The organism is Pseudomonas sp., from assembly GCF_049590575.1.
In the GTDB taxonomy this organism is placed as follows: domain Bacteria; phylum Pseudomonadota; class Gammaproteobacteria; order Pseudomonadales; family Pseudomonadaceae; genus Aquipseudomonas.
This window is the reverse complement of record NZ_JBAWDE010000008.1, coordinates 1-16,733: the sequence shown is the minus strand read 5'-3', so window position 1 is coordinate 16,733 and position 16,733 is coordinate 1. Positions and strand designations below refer to the sequence as shown.

The window sequence follows — 16,733 nt, the reverse complement described above, 5'->3', positions numbered from 1 at the left end:
GGTCCATTGCGAGGAACGCACAGGCCCGCGCCAGCACGCGTTCGCGCATGGCGTCGGGCGTCAGCTGCGCCAAGGCCTGGCCGGTGTCGACCAGCAAGCGTAAACGCGCGGTGCGGCTTTCGGATTGTCGATAATGCGCGCGGATCGCCAAGGCACTGCCGGGATCGTGTGGCGTACGTTGCATGCTTGAACTCCAGTATCGATTACACAGGCCACCCAGGCTCGCGGGCGCGAGGCAGGCCATTAAACCTTGCGCAGTGGGTCGGGCGCCATCTGCCAAATGGCATAGCTGAATGACTCCGGTTGGCCGATGTCGGGGGACGGGCGGATTGGCAAAGTGGCCACAACCAACACCACTGGAGCATCGCAATGAAATTCAAAGCCACCGCAATCGCCCTGTTCTTCGCCATGAGCGTACCGTTTGTGCAGGCTGCCGACACGGCCCCCTACGTTTACCGTGAAGTAGCCCAGGCGCCTGCCAATGTGCAAGACCGCGAGATTGCCGGGTTGTTTGACCGCTGGAACAGCGCGTTGCAGAGCGGCAACGTCAAGGCAGTGGTCGACTTGTACGCACCGGGCGCGGTGTTGCAGCCGACGGTGTCCAACCAGGTGCGCAACACGCCTGAGTTGATCGCCAACTACTTTGATCACTTCCTGGCGCTCAAGCCGGTAGGCCAGATCAATTACCGTGAGATCCGCCAACTGGGCAGTAACGTGGCGATGGACAGCGGGGTCTACACCTTTACCCTGACCGAGAAGAACGGCGAAGTGCGCCATGTGCAGGCACGCTACACCTTTGTCTACGAGCAGGTCGGCGGCCAGTGGAAGATCCTCAACCACCATTCCTCGGCAATGCCCGAGGCGCAGGTCAAGCACGCCAAGCAGTCCTGAGGTGTTGGTGGCGCAACAGCGGTTCAATAAACTGTGCGATTACCCCGGCCATGGGGGTGCCGATGGCCGGGGTAATTCATTGAAAGGCAGGGCGTAGAGGCTTGGCATGAATCGTGTTGTCAGTCAGGTGGCGCTGACCCGACAACGGGAGGGAAACCCCAACCCTTCATAAGAACCCATACCCATGCACAACCCCTTGCAACGCACGTTAATCGCCAGCCTGCTGGCAATCGGCAGCTTGTTGCCCACGCTCGCCCAGGCCGCCAATGATCAACAGTTCATCCCGCTGGCCACCTACCGCGTCGGCGCCTATGCCTCCAGCGGTATCCCGTGGTGGGCCGGAGAGATCGATTACTTTCGCTACATCAACGAAGTCGAAGGCGGGGTGAATGGCGTCAAGCTGGTCTGGCAAGAATGCGAGACCGAGTGGAAGACCGACCGCATCATCGAATGCTATGAGCGCTACAAAAATGGCCTGGACGGCGCGCCCACCGGGTTTTTCTTCACCCACAGCACGCCGGGTTCGTACGCCTTGATGGACCGTGCCGCCCTCGACCACATCCCATTGATCGACGGCGCCGGCGGGCGCACCGAATCGACGGATGGCCGCGTGTTCCCCTATGCATTCCCGCTGTTGCTCAACTACTACGGGCAGGCGTCGGTGGGCATCAACTACATCGCTGCGCGCGAAGGTGGGCTGGACAAGCTCAAGGGCAAGAAAATCGTCACCGTTTACCACGACTCCGCCTACGGTCGTGAAACCCAGGCAGCCATGCAATTGCTGGCCGAAAAGTATGGCTTCGAGAACATCCAGATCCCCGTGGCGGACCCCGGCAGCGAGCAATCCACTCAGTGGCGGCAAGTCCGCCAGCTCAACCCGGACTGGGTATTTCTGCGCACCTGGGGCGTGTCCACGCCGGTGGCGATCAAGACCGCCGTGCGTTTCGGCGTGCCGGTGGACCGCCTGATCGGTGACGTGTGGGCCGGCTCAGAAGCCGATGTAATACCCGCCGGCACCGCCGCCAAAGGCTACCAGGCGCTGGCACCCTTCCCGGGGGGCGACAGCTTTGAAATCCATAAACGGCTCAAGCAGTTCATCCTTGACCCTGGCAAAAGCAACCTCAAGGACGCCAGCTACTTCGGCAAGGTCTATTACAACATCGGCCTGATCAACGCCGCGATTGCCGTCGAAGCATTGCGCACCGGCCAGGCCAGGTTCGGTAACCGTGCGTTGAACGGTGAGGAAACGCGCTGGGCATTCGAGCATCTGGACATCGACGCCGCGCGCCTCAAGGCCATGGGCTTTGAAGGGCTGCTGGCACCCTTGAAGCTGTCCTGCGCCGACCACGAAGGCGGCGGCTCAGCGCGGGTGCAGCAATGGGATGGGCAAAAGTGGGTGCTGGTGACGGACTGGCTGCAGGCCGACCGCGCCACCTTGCGCCCGTTGATCGAGGCCAAGTCCGCCGCTTATGCCCAGGAGAAGGGCATCGTGGCGCGTGACTGTTCCGCGCCGTAACGCTTACGCAGCACTTGCCGTGACATGCCGGCCAGGGATGGCCGCAATCAGTTCACGCGTGTAGTCGCTGGACGGCTGGTTGAAAATCCGCTCGACCGAGCCCTGTTCGATCACTCGGCCATTGCGCAATACCAGCACCTGATGGGCAAAGTTGGCGACCACCGACAGGTCGTGGGACACCAGCACGTAGGCAATCCCCATCTCCCGTTGCAGCTCTTGCAGCAGCTCAAGAATGTGCGCCTGCACCGACACGTCCAGGGCGCTGACCGGTTCGTCCAGCAGCAACAGGTCAGGCTTCAAGGCCAGGGCGCGCGCAATCGCGACGCGTTGGCACTGGCCGCCGGACAGCTCACGGGGCAGCCGGTCGAGGTAGCTCACCGGCAAATGCACCCGGCTGATCAATTCCCGCGCGGCCTGCTCGAGGGCGGGGCCTTTGAGTAAACCGAACGACACCAGCGGCTCGACGATGCTGTCGAACACCGTGAAACGTGGGTCCAGCGCGGCGAACGGATTCTGTTGCACCAGTTGCAGGCGCTGGCGCAGCGGGCGGAAGTCGCGCCAGCTCAGGTCGGTGACGTCCTGTTGCTCGAACCAGATCCGCCCCTGTGTCGGTTTTTCCAGGCCCAGGGCGATCCGCAGCGCGGTGCTTTTGCCCGAGCCGGACTCGCCGACAATCGCCAGGGTCTGGCCAGGGTAGACCTCCAGGCTGAGATCCTCCAATGCCACAAACGTCGGCTCCTCACCCTTGACCTTGGGCAACGCGAATGTCTTGCCGACGTTTTGCAACTGCAGGATCGGCTGTTGCGTCGGGTCGATCCAAGTCAATGGCTCGCGACGTTTGGCGAACGCCGGTGCCGCGGCGATCAGTGCGCGTGTGTAGTCGTGCTGCGGCGCTACCAGGATCTGGCGTGGCGGGCCTTGTTCGACCACTTGGCCTTGCTGCATCACCAGGATACGGTCGGCGCGGTCAAGCGCCACGCCGAGGTCATGGGTGATGATCAGCAACGAAATCCCGCGCTCGCTGACCAGGCGCTGCAAGTGGTCGAGGATCTTGCGCTGCACCGTCACGTCCAGGGCGCTGGTGGGTTCGTCGGCGATGATCAGCCGTGGGTTGCCGGCCAGCGCGATGGCGATCAATACGCGTTGGCGCATGCCGCCGGAGAGTTCGTGCGGATACTGGCGTGCGCGCAGTACCGGTTTGTCGATGCCCACCTGTTGCAGCAGCTCGACAATGTCGGCGTCGACGCCGGGGTAGCGTTTGCCCTTGGCCAATACCAGCGCCTCGGCAATCTGCTGGCCGACGCGCAGGGTGGGGTTGAGGCTGACCATCGGGTCCTGGGGCACCAGGCCAATGGTGCGCCCGCGCAGGCTGCGTTTCTGGCGTTCGCTGGCGTGGGTCAGGTTGTTGCCGTCGACCCACAGTTCGCCGGCGCTGAGCTGCGCGTTGTCGGGCAACAGGCCGAGGATCGCGTTGGCCAGGGTCGATTTGCCCGAGCCGGACTCACCGACAATCGCCAGCGTCTCGCCCTGGGCGATGCTCAATGACAGACGGTCCACCGCCAGCGGGCCTTGGCCGTAACTGACGCTGAGTTGGCGAACATCAACCAAAGGGTGTCTGGTGCTCATCGCTGGATCTCCTCGAACGTGCGGGCGATATGGTTAAGGCTGAACACCACCGCGACCAGGAACAGGCCCGGCAGCAACGACACCCAGGGTGCGGTGATCAGGAAATGCCGACCGTTGGCAATCAACGTGCCCCATTCCGCCGCCGGCGGTGCGGCGCCGAAGCCGAGAAAACTCAGGCCGGCGGTGGCCAGAATTGCCGCGCCGAAGTCCAGGGTGGCGAGTACCGCCACCGGGCCCCAGGCGTTCGGCAGAATGTGCCGCAACAAGGTCCGGCCCCAACTGGCGCCGCCCAGGCGCGCGGCTTCGACGTAAGGCAAGGTCTTGACCCGCAGCACCTCGGCGCGGGTGGTGCGGGCGAACCCGGGGATAATCCCCACGCCCACCGCAATGGCCACCGGCACGGTGCCGAAGCCGATGGCGGTGACGATGGCCAGCGCCAGTAACAGGCCGGGCAGGGCCAGCAACACGTCGACAAAGCGCATGATCACCGCGTCGATGCGGCCACCGGCAAAGCCCGACAAAATGCCCAGGCCGAGCCCGCCCAGCAGCGCGATGCCCACCGCCAGAAACGCCGCCAGCACCGACAGGCTCGAGCCATAGACCACGCGGGTGTACAGGTCACGCCCCAGCTCATCGGTGCCGAACCAGTGCGTCAGGTTGGGTGCGCTGAGCTTGACCGCGGGCGACGTGGCATAAGGGTCGAAGCCCGTCAGCAGCTGCGGCGCCACGGCCGCCAGCAAGGAAAACACCACGATCAGCAGCGCCAGGCTGAAGCCCGGCCGCCGCAGCAGTGGCAACACCACCGCCGTCGCGCGTTGCAGGCGGCTGCGACGGCGCCACAGCGGTTCGCTGCGGTGCGTGGGAATATTGAGGTTGCGCTCCAGGACGGTCATGGTTCAGGACACCTTTGGCGTATGGGAAATGCGCGGGTCGAGCCAGGGGTAGAGCAGGTCGACCAGCAGGTTGACCTGCACAAACGCCGCCGCTGACACCGCGACGATCGCCAGCACCACCGGGATGTCCTGGCGCAGCACCGCTTCCTGGGCCAGGCGGCCGATGCCGGAGCGTGCGAAGATGGTCTCCACCAACACCGCACCGGACACCGTGTTGCCGACTTGCAAGCCGATCAGCGTGAGGATCGGCAACGCGGCGTTCTTGAAGCCGTGGCGCGCCTGCACCTGGCCACGGCTCAGGCCCTTGGCGTAGGCGGTGACGATATACGACTCCCGCCAGACGCCCTGGAAGCTGCGCTGCAGCACCTGGGCGTACACTGCCGCACTCGGAATCGCCAGGGTGATCGCCGGTAGAACCAGGCTTTCAAACCCCCGGCTGCCGGTCGCGGGAAACCAGCCCAGGCCGAAGGCAAATACCTGGATCAACAGCAGGCCCATCCAGAACACCGGCACCGAAAACCCCAAGGATGGTAGGCGTGCCAGGGCTTTTTTCAACGGTTGCCAGCGGATGTAGGCGGTCAGGTAGGCCAGGCCGATGCCGCCGACCAGCGACAGCACAATCGCCAGGCCGGCCAGGGACAGGGTCTGCGGCAGGCGTTCGGCAAGCAGCTCGGCCACCGGGCGGTTCAGCGACAGCGACTGGCCGAAGTCACCGTGCAGCGCGCCCAGCAGCAGGTCGAAATACTGCTCAAACAAGCCTTTGTCCAGGCCGTAATAGGCGCGGGCCTTGGCCAGGTCCGCGACCGACAGCGAGTCGGCCTCCATGCCCGACGCGCTGAGCATGATCGACAGCGTGTCGCCCGGCAGCAGATAAAGGATGAAGTAAGTGATGCTGTACGCCCCCCATAACACCAGCAGGGCCTGGCCGACACGGCCGATCAGGTAGCGGCTCATGGCGTGCCGATCTCGATGTCGCCCAGCAGCGCGAAGCCCTCGGCGGTCCAGCGGAAGTTTTTCACCTTGGGCGCTGTCGCCGCCTGCCACACGCGCTCATACACCGGGAACGCCGAGCCTTCATCGATCAGCAAATCCTGCAAAGCGCCGTAGGCCGCTGCGCGCTGCGGGCTCTGGGTGGCGGTGATGCCGGCATCGAACAGACCTTTGGCCTTGTCCAGGACTGCCGGTTCGTAGAGGTTGGTGGCCAGGGTCGAGCTGTTGGCGGTGCGTGGATCGAGGATGGTTTGCAGGATGATCGGGTCGGCGCGGGTCATGTAGTTGATGGTCAGGTCATAGTTGCCGGCCGAGTTGTTGGCGACCCATTCGGCGCGGGTGACCACGTTGAGCTTGACCTCGATACCGACCTTGCGCAGTTGATCCTGGAGCAGCACGTCGCCGGCGGTTTCGGCCGGGCTGATGTTGTAGCTCAGGCTCAGCCGCTTGCCGTTTTTCTGGCGATAGCCGTCGGCACCCTTGGCCCAGCCGGCCGCATCGAGCAAGCGTTCGGCGCCTGCCGGGTCATAGTCCAGCTTGTGGCCCTGGCTTTTGAAGTACGGGGTGGTCACATCGAAAATGCCGTCCACCACTGGGAACTCGGCGTTGTACACGGTGCTGGCGTAGCTCTTGCGGTCGATGGCTTTTTGCAGCGCCAAGCGTACCTGTTTGTCGGCCAACGGGCGCTCGCCACGGGTGTTGGGGTACAGGTTCAGCGCAGGGCCTGGCAGCGAACGGCTTTGGATGGTCGCGCCCTTGGACTGGAACAGCTTCAGGTCGACGTCCGAGAACGGATTGCGCGGCCACAGGATGTCGGCCTTGCCTTGCAGGAACAGGCCGTTGCGCACGCTTTCTTCGGGGATGTAGCTGATGTCCACCGCCTCCAGGTGGGCTTCGCCCTGGTTTTTCATGTTGGCCGACGCCCAGGCGTAACCCTTGCGCTTGGTCAGGTGCGCGCCGACTTCCGGCGTGTAGCTGGCCAGCACGAATGGCCCGGTGCCGATGATCTTGCCGAGTGAGCGCTCCTTGGCGGTCAGGGCATAGGAAGCCGGCGCGAGGATCGCCAGGTTGGTGGTGGACGTGGCCTGCAGGAATCCCGCGTTCGGCTTGGCGAGGACCAGTTTGACGGTGAAGTCATCGACCACTTCGGCGTGGTCGAAGCCCGCCAGGTAGGTCGCGCCAAAGGTCGCCGGCAGTTCGGTGGCCAGCGCCTTGTCGCTGTCGAACGCGGCCTTCACCGCCTTGGCGTCAAAGCGCTCGCCGTTGCTGAATGTCACGTTGTCGCGCAAGTGGAAGGTGTAGGTCAGCGCGTCGTCACTGATCTCCCAGCTTTTGGCCAGCCAGGGAATGATCTTGCCGGTGTCCGGGTCCTGGTCGGTGAGGGATTCGGCGACGTTGCGCAGCAGCACGCGGTGTTCGAGCCAGTAGACCTGGAACGGATCGACGCTGACCAGGGTGGTGTTGTCGCCGAAAAACGCGTTGTTCAGGGTCTTGTGCGCCTGGGCCTGGTCACCCGCAGGTGAACAGGCGGCCAGGCTCAAGGCCAGGGCGCATGGGGCCAGCAGACGGCTCATCAAGTTGGAGGTATTCAATGGGGTGCCCTCATGTGGCGATGCGTGTGCATGCAAGGTGTGGATCAGAAGTCGTAGGCGAGCTTGGTGTACCAGTAGCCGCCGCCCGGGTAGAACGGCGGGTTGCCGTAGGCCGCGAGGCCGAGGTTGCTGTACACCGCATGTTTGTCGGGGCGTACGTCGAAGATGTTGGTACCGCCGATGCTCACGGTGATGCTGTCGACGAAGGTGTAGCTCACGTCGAGGTCTGTGATCCATTTGGCGCCGAAGCTGCGGTCGCCCGAGGGGTTCACCGCGAGGGTCTTGACCGCGCCGTAGCGGGCGGTCTGCAGGTTGACCGCAAGGTCCTCGACCTTCCAGTTGGCGCCGAGGATCCACTTGGTCTTGGGCGACGCGTCGGTGAGGTCGCCCTGGCGGTCACGGCCGACCAGGGTCACGCCCGAACCTGCCAGCGCACTTGGCGTGTCGCGGGCGCCTTCGATGGTGGTTTTGTTCCAGTTGAAGCCCAGGCTCCAACGCACATCGCCCCAGGCATCCAGCGGCGTGGTGTGGTCGGCGACCACGTCGAGGCCACGGGTGCGGGTGTCGAAGGCGTTGGTGTAGTAGTTGACCCAGGTGCCGGTGGGCACGCCCTGGGCGGCGAGGATCGCGTTGATCGCGCCATTGCCACGGTCGTAGATATTGCTGGTCAGGGCGATGCGGTCGTCGATGTCGATCAGGTACGCATCGGCGGTGATGCTGGTGCGCGGCGCCGGTTGCCAGGTCAGGCCCAGGCCCAGGTTGCGCGATTTTTCCGGCTTGAGGTCATCGCCACCCAGCGCCTTGGCCAGGTTGCTGCCCGAAGGCGTCAGGCGGGTGACGGCGGGCACCACGTTGCCGTTGGCATCCACGGCCACGCGGTTGTCGGCGACGGTGTAGCCGATCTGCGTCAGGGACGGCGCACGAAAGCCGGTGCCGACGGTGCCGCGAACGGCCACGGTGTCGGTCAGCTCATAGCGCGAATTCAGCTTCAGGCCGAAGGTATTGCCCGAATCGTCGTCGTAATGTTCGACTCGGCCGGCCAGGTCGAGGAACCAGCGTTCGGTCAGGTCGAAACCCAGGTCGAGGTAGCCGGCATAGTTGTTGCGGATCAGGCTGACTTCGTCTTCAGGGCGGATCGTGACCGCTGCCTGCGCGCCCGACGCGGCGGGGTAAGTACCGGTGATATACGCCTCGGGGTCGCCGGCAAAGGTACTGAAGTGCTCCCAACGGTGCTCAAGGCCGGCCGATACCTGCACCGGCGAGGTCAGGTTGAACAGACTGTCGTAGCGGCGGGTGAAGTCGAGGTTGTTGACCCATTGCTCGAAGCGGAAAGTCGCCAGGTTGTCGAACTTGGTCGGTGACGCGGTGCCCAGCGACGGGTTGATATTGAGGTCGCTGGAGTGGTGCACATTGTTGCGCCCGTAGGTGGTGCTCAGGTCCCAGTTCCAGTCCGCCACTTGGCCCTTGCCGCCGAACAGTAATTGATAGTCGCGGTCCTTGATGTTGTTCAGCGGGAAGTAGCCGTCCGGGAACACCTCGGGCACGGCGGCGGTGCCGGTCGGCAGGCGGAAGTAGTTGGCCGCCTCGGCATCGCGCTCGCCATAGGTGGAGAAGGAGTACAGCGTCAGGTCGTCCAGCGGCAGTTCGGCGTTGTAGGCCAGGTTGAAGGCCTTGAGGTCGGGGTCGCCGTTCTTGATCGCCACGCGGTCCCAGGCGGCTTCCCTGGCTGGGTCATTGAAGGCGCGCACGCTGTTGTCGGCCTTGTCGTTCCACGAGGCTTCGCCGCGTTTGCGCGCATCGGCAGACAGGTGAAAAAAGCCGCCGTCGCCGAATTTGAAACCCTGGTCGCCCGCGACCTTGATGGTTTCACCCTGGCCGGAATACAACTGCCCGTAGCTGGTCTCGAGGTGCCCGCCGTTGTTGGCGGACTTGAGGATGATATTGATCACCCCGGCCACCGCATCTGAACCGTACTGCGCGGCAGCGCTGTCTTTGAGCACTTCGATATGGTCGACCGAGCTGACCGGGATCAGGTCGATGTCCACCGCATTCGCGCCGCTGTTATCGATCGAACCGCGCTGGCCGGTGGCGCCGTTGTGCCGACGCTTGCCGTTGACCAGCACCAGCGTGTACGCCGGGCCGAGGCTGCGGTTGCTCAGGGGCCGGGTCACCGAGTTGTAGCCGGCGATGTTGGTGCCGAAGTTGAATGAGGGCAGCAGCTTGGCGATGGCCTCGGACAGCTCGGCGCGCCCGGTCTTGAGCAACTGATCGCTGTTGATCACGTCAATCGGCGCCGGGCTGTCGGCCACGGTGCGCTCCTGGCCGCGCAAACCGGTAGAGATCACCGTCACCGTGCCGAGCTTGGCGTCCTCGGTCGCCGTCTCGGCGAGGGCGGGCGTCGCGGCCAGCAGCAGCGAGCTGGTCAACAGTGACAAATGGAAGTTCTTCAGGGGGAGCGAGGAGGCGATGTCTGGCATGTCGAAAGGGTCCATGTAAGCCTGCTGAAGGCTCCTGGTGGTCGGGGTATACGTCCTCCGCCAGGCATGGGGTCGGTCTGTGAAGTGAAGATATCTCTATAAAAAACTGCGGGGAAAGTCTTTTTTGGAATAAGCTAATTATTAGAAATTGTTATCTTGCGATTTTATAAAATCATCTATTTTTATTATCTGGCGGGTGCGGCGTGGCCAGTCGCCGTGGGATGTGCCAGGGGGCAGCGCCTGTCATAATCCATCGGTCCCACCCCAACCCCCACGCGGAGTCCATGCCATTCATGCTGCTGTTCAATCGATTAAGCGCGTTTTCCATTCAGGCGCGCAGGGCACTGGGGCTGGTGTGGGAAACGTCGCGTCCTTTATTCCTGGGCCTGCTGCTGGCCACGATCGTCGCCGGTCTGCTACCGGCGCTGGCCGCCTGGATCGGCCAGCGCATCGTCGATGGCGTGGTGCATGCCATGCAGATTCATGCCGCCGGCAGCCAGGCGCCTGTGTGGCCGGTGATGCAATACGTGCTGGCCGAGGCGGGCGTGCTGGCGCTGCTGGCCGCCGCGCAGCGTGGGTTGTCGATGCAGCAATCGTTGCTGCGCGTGCAGTTGGGGGTGAAGGTCAACCTGATGATTCTGGAGAAAGCCCAGACCCTGTCACTCCTGCAGTTTGAAGACGCCGAGTTCCACGACAAGCTGGTGCGCGTGCGCCAGGGCGCGTCGACCCGGCCGCTGAGCCTGGTCACCAAGGGCCTGGGCCTGGTGCAGAACTTGATCTCGCTGATCAGCTTTGCCGTGCTGTTGGTGCACTTTTCGCCGTGGGCGCTGGTGATCCTGGTGGTCGGTGCTTTGCCGGTGTTCTTCGCCGAGACGCACTTCTCCGGCAATGCGTTCCGCTTGTTCCACCGCCGTGCGCCCGAGACCCGCCAGCAGAATTACCTGGAGTCGCTGCTGTCCCACGAGACCCATGCCAAGGAGGTCAAGCTGTTCGGCCTGGCGCCGTTGTTTCTCAAGCGCTACCGCGACAACGCCCGGCGCCTGTACACCGAAGACCGCCAATTGACGGTGCGCCGGGATGCCTGGGGCTTTGCCTTGGGCCTGCTGGGCACCGCGGCGTTTTATGTGGCGTATGCCTGGGTGGTGCTGGACACCGTGCGCGGCCAGACCAGCCTGGGCCAGATGACCATGTACATCGTGCTGTTCAAGCAAGGGCAAAGCGCGATCACCGCCAGCCTCAGCGCGATTGCCGGACTTTATGATGACAGTTTGTTTCTGTCGGACCTGTACGAGTACCTGCTAACCCCCGTGGTCACACCCCATGGCCGGTTGACCGAGGGCGCGCGCCCCGGCGACGGCCTGCGCTGCGAGCACGTCGGGTTCAGCTACCCCGGCGCCGAGCGGCCGGCGTTGAGCGGCATCAACCTGCACCTGGCACCGGGGCAAAGCCTGGCCCTGGTCGGCGAGAATGGCTCGGGCAAAACCAGCCTGATCAAACTGCTCACCCGCCTGTATACCCCGCACGAAGGGCGCATCCTGCTGGATGGCAGCGACTTGCAGGACTGGGATGAACAGGCACTGCGCCAGCGCATCGGGGTGATTTTCCAGGATTACATCCGCTACCAGATGAGCGTCGGCGAAAACCTCGGGGTGGGCGACGTCGAGGCGTTGAACGACGAGGCGCGCTGGCGCACTGCTGCTGCCCAGGGTGTGGCCGCCGAATTCATCGAGCGTTTGAGCAAGGCCTACGCCACGCAATTGGGCCGCTGGCTGGGCGGCCAGGAGTTGTCGGGGGGGCAGTGGCAAAAAGTCGCCTTGTCCCGCGCGTACATGCGCCAGGAGGCCGACCTGCTGATTCTTGACGAGCCAACAGCCGCGCTGGATGCCGGCGCCGAGGCGGCAGTGTTCGAGCACTTTCGCGAACATGCCAAGGGGCGCATGACGCTGTTGATTTCCCATCGGTTCTCCAGCGTGCGCAATGCTGACCACATCATCGTGCTGGACGCAGGGCGAATCCTGGAGGACGGCGACCATAGCCAACTGATGGCGGCCGGTGGGCGTTATGCCGAGCTGTTCGATGTTCAGGCCCGGGGTTATCGCTAGATAGCGAGCGCCTGTCCAATCCGGCCAAGAGTATTGTTTCAAAGTTTGAGGCCGACATCGTCACCGCAAGCCCTGCGCGCCCGGCGCTCCGCTGCAACCCTGCCGCAGAACGCCTGACGATACCTCCTGGGTATCCCTTCAGACCTTATCCATATTGGACGCACCCCTACCCAAGCGTCAGCCTGCGCTCAATAACTATAAAAGAGGCGCAACCATGACCGTGCTATTGAGTGAGCGCAGCCAGATCTTCCGACGGGCCGATGCCTACGCCGTGTCGGATTACGTCAACCAGCATGTCGGCAGCCATTGCATCCGCCTGCCCCCCAAAGGCCGCCCGCAGGCGAGCATCAGCCACCGCACCTTTTCCAGCCTGGACCTGTGCCGCATCAGCTACGGCGCGCCGGTGCGGGTGACGTCGGTGGCGCTGGAAACCATCTATCACTTGCAGATTCTGCTCAGTGGCCACTGCCGCTCCAATTCCCGTGGCGAAGAACAAGTCTTGGGCGCGGGCGAGATTCTGCTGATCAACCCCGATGACCCGGTGGACCTGACCTATTCCGCCGACTGCGAAAAATTCATCATCAAACTGCCGGTGCGCCTGCTCGAAAATGCCTGCCTTGAGCAGCACTGGAGCCTGCCGCCGTCAGGCATCCGCTTCGCCACGGCGCGGCATGCCCTCAGCGAAATGGGCGGTTTCCTGCAGCTGCTCGGGCTGATTTGCCACGAGGCGGAAAACGCCGTCGAGCCGCAGATGCAGGGCCTGTACGAGCGCATTGTGGCGAGCAAGCTGCTGGCGCTGCTGGGCAGCAATGTGCTGCGGGTGATCCCCCAGCCAGCCCAGCGCGGCGGCTTCGAGGCGGTGCGCGAGTTTATCGAGGAGCATTTGGCCGAGGACATCAGCGTCGAGCAACTGACGGCGGTTGCCAAGGTCAGCGAACGCTCGCTGTACAGCCTGTTCGAGCGCCGGGTCGGCCTGTCGCCGCGTGACTACGTGCGGCGGCGCAAGCTGGAGCGGGTGCACGCGCGTTTGCAACTGAGCACCGCGCGCAGCGTCACCGAGGTCGCGCTGGACCATGGTTTCGTGCACCTGGGGCGCTTCTCCGAAGCCTATCGCAAATGCTTTGGCGAGCTGCCGTCGCAGACCTGGAAACGCCATCGATAAGCCGCGTGCGCCAGGCGGATAGCGATGTGCAGAAAGCGGATATTGAGGAGTAGGGCAAACCCGTACGGTGAAGGCGCCTGATACAAGAACAACGGAGGGCCTGCCCCATGATCAGCACACTCGACCGCCTCGCCAGCCAATTGCGCGAGTCCGTTCAGGAAGACCCCGCCACCGGGGTGTTCCGCTGCCGCCGCGACATCTTTACCGACCCCGACCTGTTCGCCCTGGAAATGAAACACATCTTTGAAGGCGGTTGGATCTACCTGGCCCACGAGAGCCAGGTGCCTGAAATCAACGACTACTTCACCACCTGGATCGGCCGCCAACCCGTGGTCATTACCCGCGACAAACACGGCACCCTGCATGGCCTGGTCAACGCCTGCGCGCATCGCGGCGCCATGCTGTGCCGACGCAAGCAAGGCAACAAGGGCTCGTTTACCTGCCCGTTTCATGGCTGGACTTTCAGCAACGCCGGCAAGCTGCTCAAGGTCAAAGACGCAAAAACCGGCGCTTACCCGGACAGCTTCGACTGCGACGGCTCCCACGACCTCACGCGCCTGGCGCGTTTCGAAAACTACCGCGGCTTTCTGTTCGGCAGCCTCGGCGACGCGGTGCCCGAGTTGAGCGATTACCTGGGCGAAACCCGCGTGATCATCGACCAGATGGTCGACCAGGCGCCGCAAGGCCTGGAAGTGCTGCGCGGCAGTTCGTCGTATGTCTACGACGGCAACTGGAAACTGCAGATCGAAAACGGTGCCGACGGTTACCACGTCAGCTCGGTGCACTGGAACTACTCGGCGACCATGGGCCGGCGCAACTACGAAGCCGAAGGCACACGCACCGTCGACGCCAATGGCTGGTCGAAAAGCCTGGGCGGCGTCTATGCCTTCGACCACGGGCATATCCTGCTGTGGACGCGCCTGCTCAACCCCGAAGTACGCCCGGTGCACGCGCACCGCGCCGAGCTGGCCGAGCGCCTGGGCCAGGCGCGCGCCGACTTTATCGTCGACCAGACCCGCAACCTCTGCCTCTACCCGAATGTGTACCTGATGGACCAGTTCTCCACCCAGATCCGCGTGGTGCGGCCCATCGCCGTCGACAAAACCGAAGTCACGATTTATTGCATGGCGCCCATCGGTGAAAGCGCCCAGGAGCGCGCCACGCGTATCCGCCAGTACGAAGATTTCTTCAACGTCAGCGGCATGGGCACCCCGGATGACCTGGAAGAATTCCGCGCCTGTCAGACGGGCTACCAGGGCGCGAGTAGCCTGTGGAATGACCTCAGCCGTGGCGCCAAACAATGGGTTGAAGGCGCCGACGAGAATGCCCTGGCCATGGGCATGCGCCCGCAACTCAGTGGGTTGAAGACCGAAGACGAGGGCCTGTTCGTGCGCCAGCACGCGCATTGGGCGCAGAGCCTGCAGCGCGCGATCCAGCGCGAACAACAAGGCCTGATCGCCAGCGACCGCGAGGTGCAGCCATGAGCCTGTCCCGTGACCGCCTGCTGGACTTTCTCTACCGCGAAGCACGCTTGCTCGACGACCGCCAGTGGGATGAGTGGCTGGCGTGCTATTCGCCCAAGGTCGAATTCTGGATGCCCGCCTGGGACGACCACGACACCCTCACCGAAGACCCGCAGAGGGAAATCTCGCTGATCTACTACCCCAGCCGCGACGGCCTCGAAGATCGCATTTTCCGGATCAAGACCGAGCGCTCCAGCGCCAGCACGCCCGAGCCGCGCACCGCGCACCTGATCAGCAACCTCGAAGTGCTGGAAGACGACGGCGCGCAGGTGGAGTTGCGCTTCAACTGGCACACCCTCAGCCACCGCTACAAGACCACCGACAGCTACTTCGGCACCTCGTTTTATCGCCTCGACACCCGCGCTGAACAGCCGCTGATCACGCGCAAGAAAGTCGTGCTGAAAAACGACTACATCCACCAGGTCATCGACATCTACCACATCTGAGGACACCGCCATGACCTACGCCATTGCCCTGAACTTCGAGGATGGGGTCACCCGTTTCATCGACTGCAAAGCCGGCGAGAAGGTGCTGGATGCCGCCTTCCGCCAACGCATCAACCTGCCCATGGACTGCTCGGACGGCGTCTGCGGCACGTGCAAATGCCGCTGTGAAACCGGCACCTACGACCTCGGCGACGACTACATCGAAGACGCGCTGAGCGAGGACGAAGCCCAGGAACGCCAGGTGCTGACCTGCCAGATGGTGCCGCACTCCGACTGCGTGATCGCCGTGCCGGTGCCGTCCAGCGCCTGCAAGACCGGCACCGCGCAGTTTGCCGCTACGCTGGCGAGCATCACTCGCCACGCCGATGCCGCGCTGGAGGTGAGCTTCGAACTCGACCAGGCGCCGGTGTTCCTGCCCGGCCAATACGTGAACATCGGTGTGCCGGACAGCGGGCAGACCCGCTCGTACTCCTTCAGCAGCCGCCCCGGCGATACCCATGCAAGCTTCCTGATCAAGCATGTCCCGGGCGGTTTGATGAGCGGCTGGCTGGAGCGCGCGCAACCGGGCGACAGCGTACCGATGACCGGCCCCCTCGGCAGTTTTTACCTGCGCGACGTGGTGCGGCCACTGCTGTTGCTGGCTGGCGGCACCGGGCTGGCGCCGTTTCTGTCGATGCTCGAAGTGCTCGCGCAACGCCAGGAAACCCGCGCGATCACGCTGATCTACGGCGTCACGCGCGATCAGGACCTGGTGCTGGTCGAGGCGCTGCAAGCTTACTGCGCGCGGTTGCCCGGCTTGACTGTGCTCACCTGCGTGGCCGACCCGCACACCGCCCACCCGCGCCAGGGGTATGTCACCCAACACATGGACAACGCGGTGCTCAACGGCGGCGATGTCGACGTTTACCTGTGCGGCCCGCCGCCGATGGTCGACGCGGTGCGCCAGCACTTCAAGCAGCAGGGCGTGAGCCCGGCCAGTTTCCATTACGAGAAATTCACCCCCAACGCCATCGCCAACTGCGATGCCGCCTGAGGACCTGAGCATGAATTCACGTTTTAACCACAAGGTTGCGCTGGTCACCGGCGCCGCTCAGGGCATCGGCCGGCGCGTTGCCGAGCGTTTGCTGGAGGAGGGCGCCTGGCTGGTGGCGGTCGATCGTTCGGAGCTGGTGCATGAGTTGCAGCACGAGCGCGTGCTGCTGCTGACGGCCGACCTGGAACAGCATGCCGAGTGCGCACGGGTGATGGCGGCAGCCAAGGCGCGGTTCGGGCGCATCGACATCCTGATCAACAACGTCGGCGGGACGATCTGGGCCAAGCCTTTCGAGCACTACGCCGAGACAGAAATCGAAGCCGAAGTGCGCCGTTCGCTGTTCCCCACGCTGTGGTGCTGCCATTGCGTGCTGCCGTACATGCTGGAGCAGGGCAGCGGCGCGATTGTGAATGTGTCGTCGGTGGCGACGCGCGGGGTCAACCGCGTGCCCTATGGCGCGGCCAAAGGCGGCGTGAATGCCC

General features: G+C 63.9%; 13 protein-coding genes and 1 pseudogene. 8 read left to right on the top strand and 6 right to left on the bottom strand.

The window, feature by feature from the left end:
- Nucleotides 1-184, bottom strand: a pseudogene (locus WBR57_RS00280) (sensor histidine kinase); the annotation flags it as partial.
- Nucleotides 185-369: 185 nt separating this feature from the next.
- Here WBR57_RS00280 and WBR57_RS00275 point away from each other — a divergent pair.
- Nucleotides 370-891, top strand: coding sequence for an SgcJ/EcaC family oxidoreductase (locus tag WBR57_RS00275; RefSeq protein WP_424081062.1), 522 nt, complete (start codon nt 370-372; stop codon nt 889-891).
- Between the two features lie 184 nt (nt 892-1,075).
- Complete coding sequence (locus WBR57_RS00270) at nt 1,076-2,407, top strand: ABC transporter substrate-binding protein (protein WP_424081060.1); 1,332 nt, start codon at nt 1,076-1,078, stop codon at nt 2,405-2,407.
- A 3-nt stretch (nt 2,408-2,410) separates the two neighbouring features.
- Here WBR57_RS00270 and WBR57_RS00265 read toward each other — a convergent pair whose 3' ends face one another.
- From WBR57_RS00265 to WBR57_RS00245, 5 genes are all read right to left on the bottom strand, one after another.
- Nucleotides 2,411-4,033, bottom strand: a complete 1,623-nt coding sequence (locus WBR57_RS00265) for a dipeptide ABC transporter ATP-binding protein (RefSeq protein ID WP_424081058.1) — start codon at nt 4,031-4,033, stop codon at nt 2,411-2,413.
- Nucleotides 4,030-4,926 carry an ABC transporter permease gene (locus WBR57_RS00260; RefSeq protein ID WP_424081056.1) on the bottom strand — a complete coding sequence of 299 codons (897 nt, stop codon included), beginning with the start codon at nt 4,924-4,926 and terminating at the stop codon, nt 4,030-4,032. The genes WBR57_RS00265 and WBR57_RS00260 overlap by 4 nt, the downstream gene beginning before the upstream one ends.
- Before the next feature lie 3 nt (nt 4,927-4,929).
- Nucleotides 4,930-5,880, bottom strand: a complete 951-nt coding sequence (locus tag WBR57_RS00255) for an ABC transporter permease (protein WP_424081054.1) — start codon at nt 5,878-5,880, stop codon at nt 4,930-4,932.
- Complete coding sequence (locus WBR57_RS00250; protein WP_424081066.1) at nt 5,877-7,490, bottom strand: ABC transporter substrate-binding protein; 1,614 nt, start codon at nt 7,488-7,490, stop codon at nt 5,877-5,879. The genes WBR57_RS00255 and WBR57_RS00250 overlap by 4 nt, the downstream gene beginning before the upstream one ends.
- Nucleotides 7,491-7,552: 62 nt before the next feature.
- A complete protein-coding gene (locus tag WBR57_RS00245) occupies nt 7,553-9,985 on the bottom strand; it encodes a TonB-dependent receptor plug domain-containing protein (protein ID WP_424081064.1) in 2,433 nt (810 codons plus the stop codon).
- Nucleotides 9,986-10,269: 284 nt separating this feature from the next.
- On the opposite strand from WBR57_RS00245, the gene WBR57_RS00240 reads away from it, so the two are divergent.
- The 6 genes from WBR57_RS00240 to WBR57_RS00215 form a co-directional block, all read left to right on the top strand.
- Nucleotides 10,270-12,087 (top strand): ABC transporter ATP-binding protein, encoded by a 1,818-nt coding sequence (locus tag WBR57_RS00240; protein ID WP_424081052.1) that lies wholly within the window; start codon nt 10,270-10,272, stop codon nt 12,085-12,087.
- 214 nt (nt 12,088-12,301) lie between these two features.
- Complete coding sequence (locus WBR57_RS00235) at nt 12,302-13,249, top strand: helix-turn-helix domain-containing protein (RefSeq protein WP_424081050.1); 948 nt, start codon at nt 12,302-12,304, stop codon at nt 13,247-13,249.
- A 107-nt stretch (nt 13,250-13,356) separates the two neighbouring features.
- Complete coding sequence (locus WBR57_RS00230; RefSeq protein ID WP_424081048.1) at nt 13,357-14,733, top strand: Rieske 2Fe-2S domain-containing protein; 1,377 nt, start codon at nt 13,357-13,359, stop codon at nt 14,731-14,733.
- Complete coding sequence (benB, locus tag WBR57_RS00225) at nt 14,730-15,218, top strand: benzoate 1,2-dioxygenase small subunit (protein ID WP_424081046.1); 489 nt, start codon at nt 14,730-14,732, stop codon at nt 15,216-15,218. The genes WBR57_RS00230 and benB overlap by 4 nt, the downstream gene beginning before the upstream one ends.
- Nucleotides 15,219-15,228: 10 nt before the next feature.
- A complete protein-coding gene (gene benC / locus WBR57_RS00220) occupies nt 15,229-16,251 on the top strand; it encodes a benzoate 1,2-dioxygenase electron transfer component BenC (protein WP_424081044.1) in 1,023 nt (340 codons plus the stop codon).
- A gap of 10 nt (nt 16,252-16,261) precedes the next feature.
- Nucleotides 16,262-16,733 (top strand): SDR family NAD(P)-dependent oxidoreductase (locus tag WBR57_RS00215; RefSeq protein WP_424081042.1); only part of this gene is annotated, 472 nt, incomplete at its 3' end.

Coding starts and splice junctions, on each gene's coding strand:
- WBR57_RS00275 (WP_424081062.1), top strand. CDS start 370: ATGAAATTCAAAGCCACCGCAATCGCCCTGTTCTTCGCCATGAGCGTA.
- WBR57_RS00270 (WP_424081060.1), top strand. CDS start 1,076: ATGCACAACCCCTTGCAACGCACGTTAATCGCCAGCCTGCTGGCAATC.
- WBR57_RS00265 (WP_424081058.1), bottom strand. CDS start 4,033: ATGAGCACCAGACACCCTTTGGTTGATGTTCGCCAACTCAGCGTCAGT.
- WBR57_RS00260 (WP_424081056.1), bottom strand. CDS start 4,926: ATGACCGTCCTGGAGCGCAACCTCAATATTCCCACGCACCGCAGCGAA.
- WBR57_RS00255 (WP_424081054.1), bottom strand. CDS start 5,880: ATGAGCCGCTACCTGATCGGCCGTGTCGGCCAGGCCCTGCTGGTGTTA.
- WBR57_RS00250 (WP_424081066.1), bottom strand. CDS start 7,490: ATGAGCCGTCTGCTGGCCCCATGCGCCCTGGCCTTGAGCCTGGCCGCC.
- WBR57_RS00245 (WP_424081064.1), bottom strand. CDS start 9,985: ATGCCAGACATCGCCTCCTCGCTCCCCCTGAAGAACTTCCATTTGTCA.
- WBR57_RS00240 (WP_424081052.1), top strand. CDS start 10,270: ATGCCATTCATGCTGCTGTTCAATCGATTAAGCGCGTTTTCCATTCAG.
- WBR57_RS00235 (WP_424081050.1), top strand. CDS start 12,302: ATGACCGTGCTATTGAGTGAGCGCAGCCAGATCTTCCGACGGGCCGAT.
- WBR57_RS00230 (WP_424081048.1), top strand. CDS start 13,357: ATGATCAGCACACTCGACCGCCTCGCCAGCCAATTGCGCGAGTCCGTT.
- benB (WP_424081046.1), top strand. CDS start 14,730: ATGAGCCTGTCCCGTGACCGCCTGCTGGACTTTCTCTACCGCGAAGCA.
- benC (WP_424081044.1), top strand. CDS start 15,229: ATGACCTACGCCATTGCCCTGAACTTCGAGGATGGGGTCACCCGTTTC.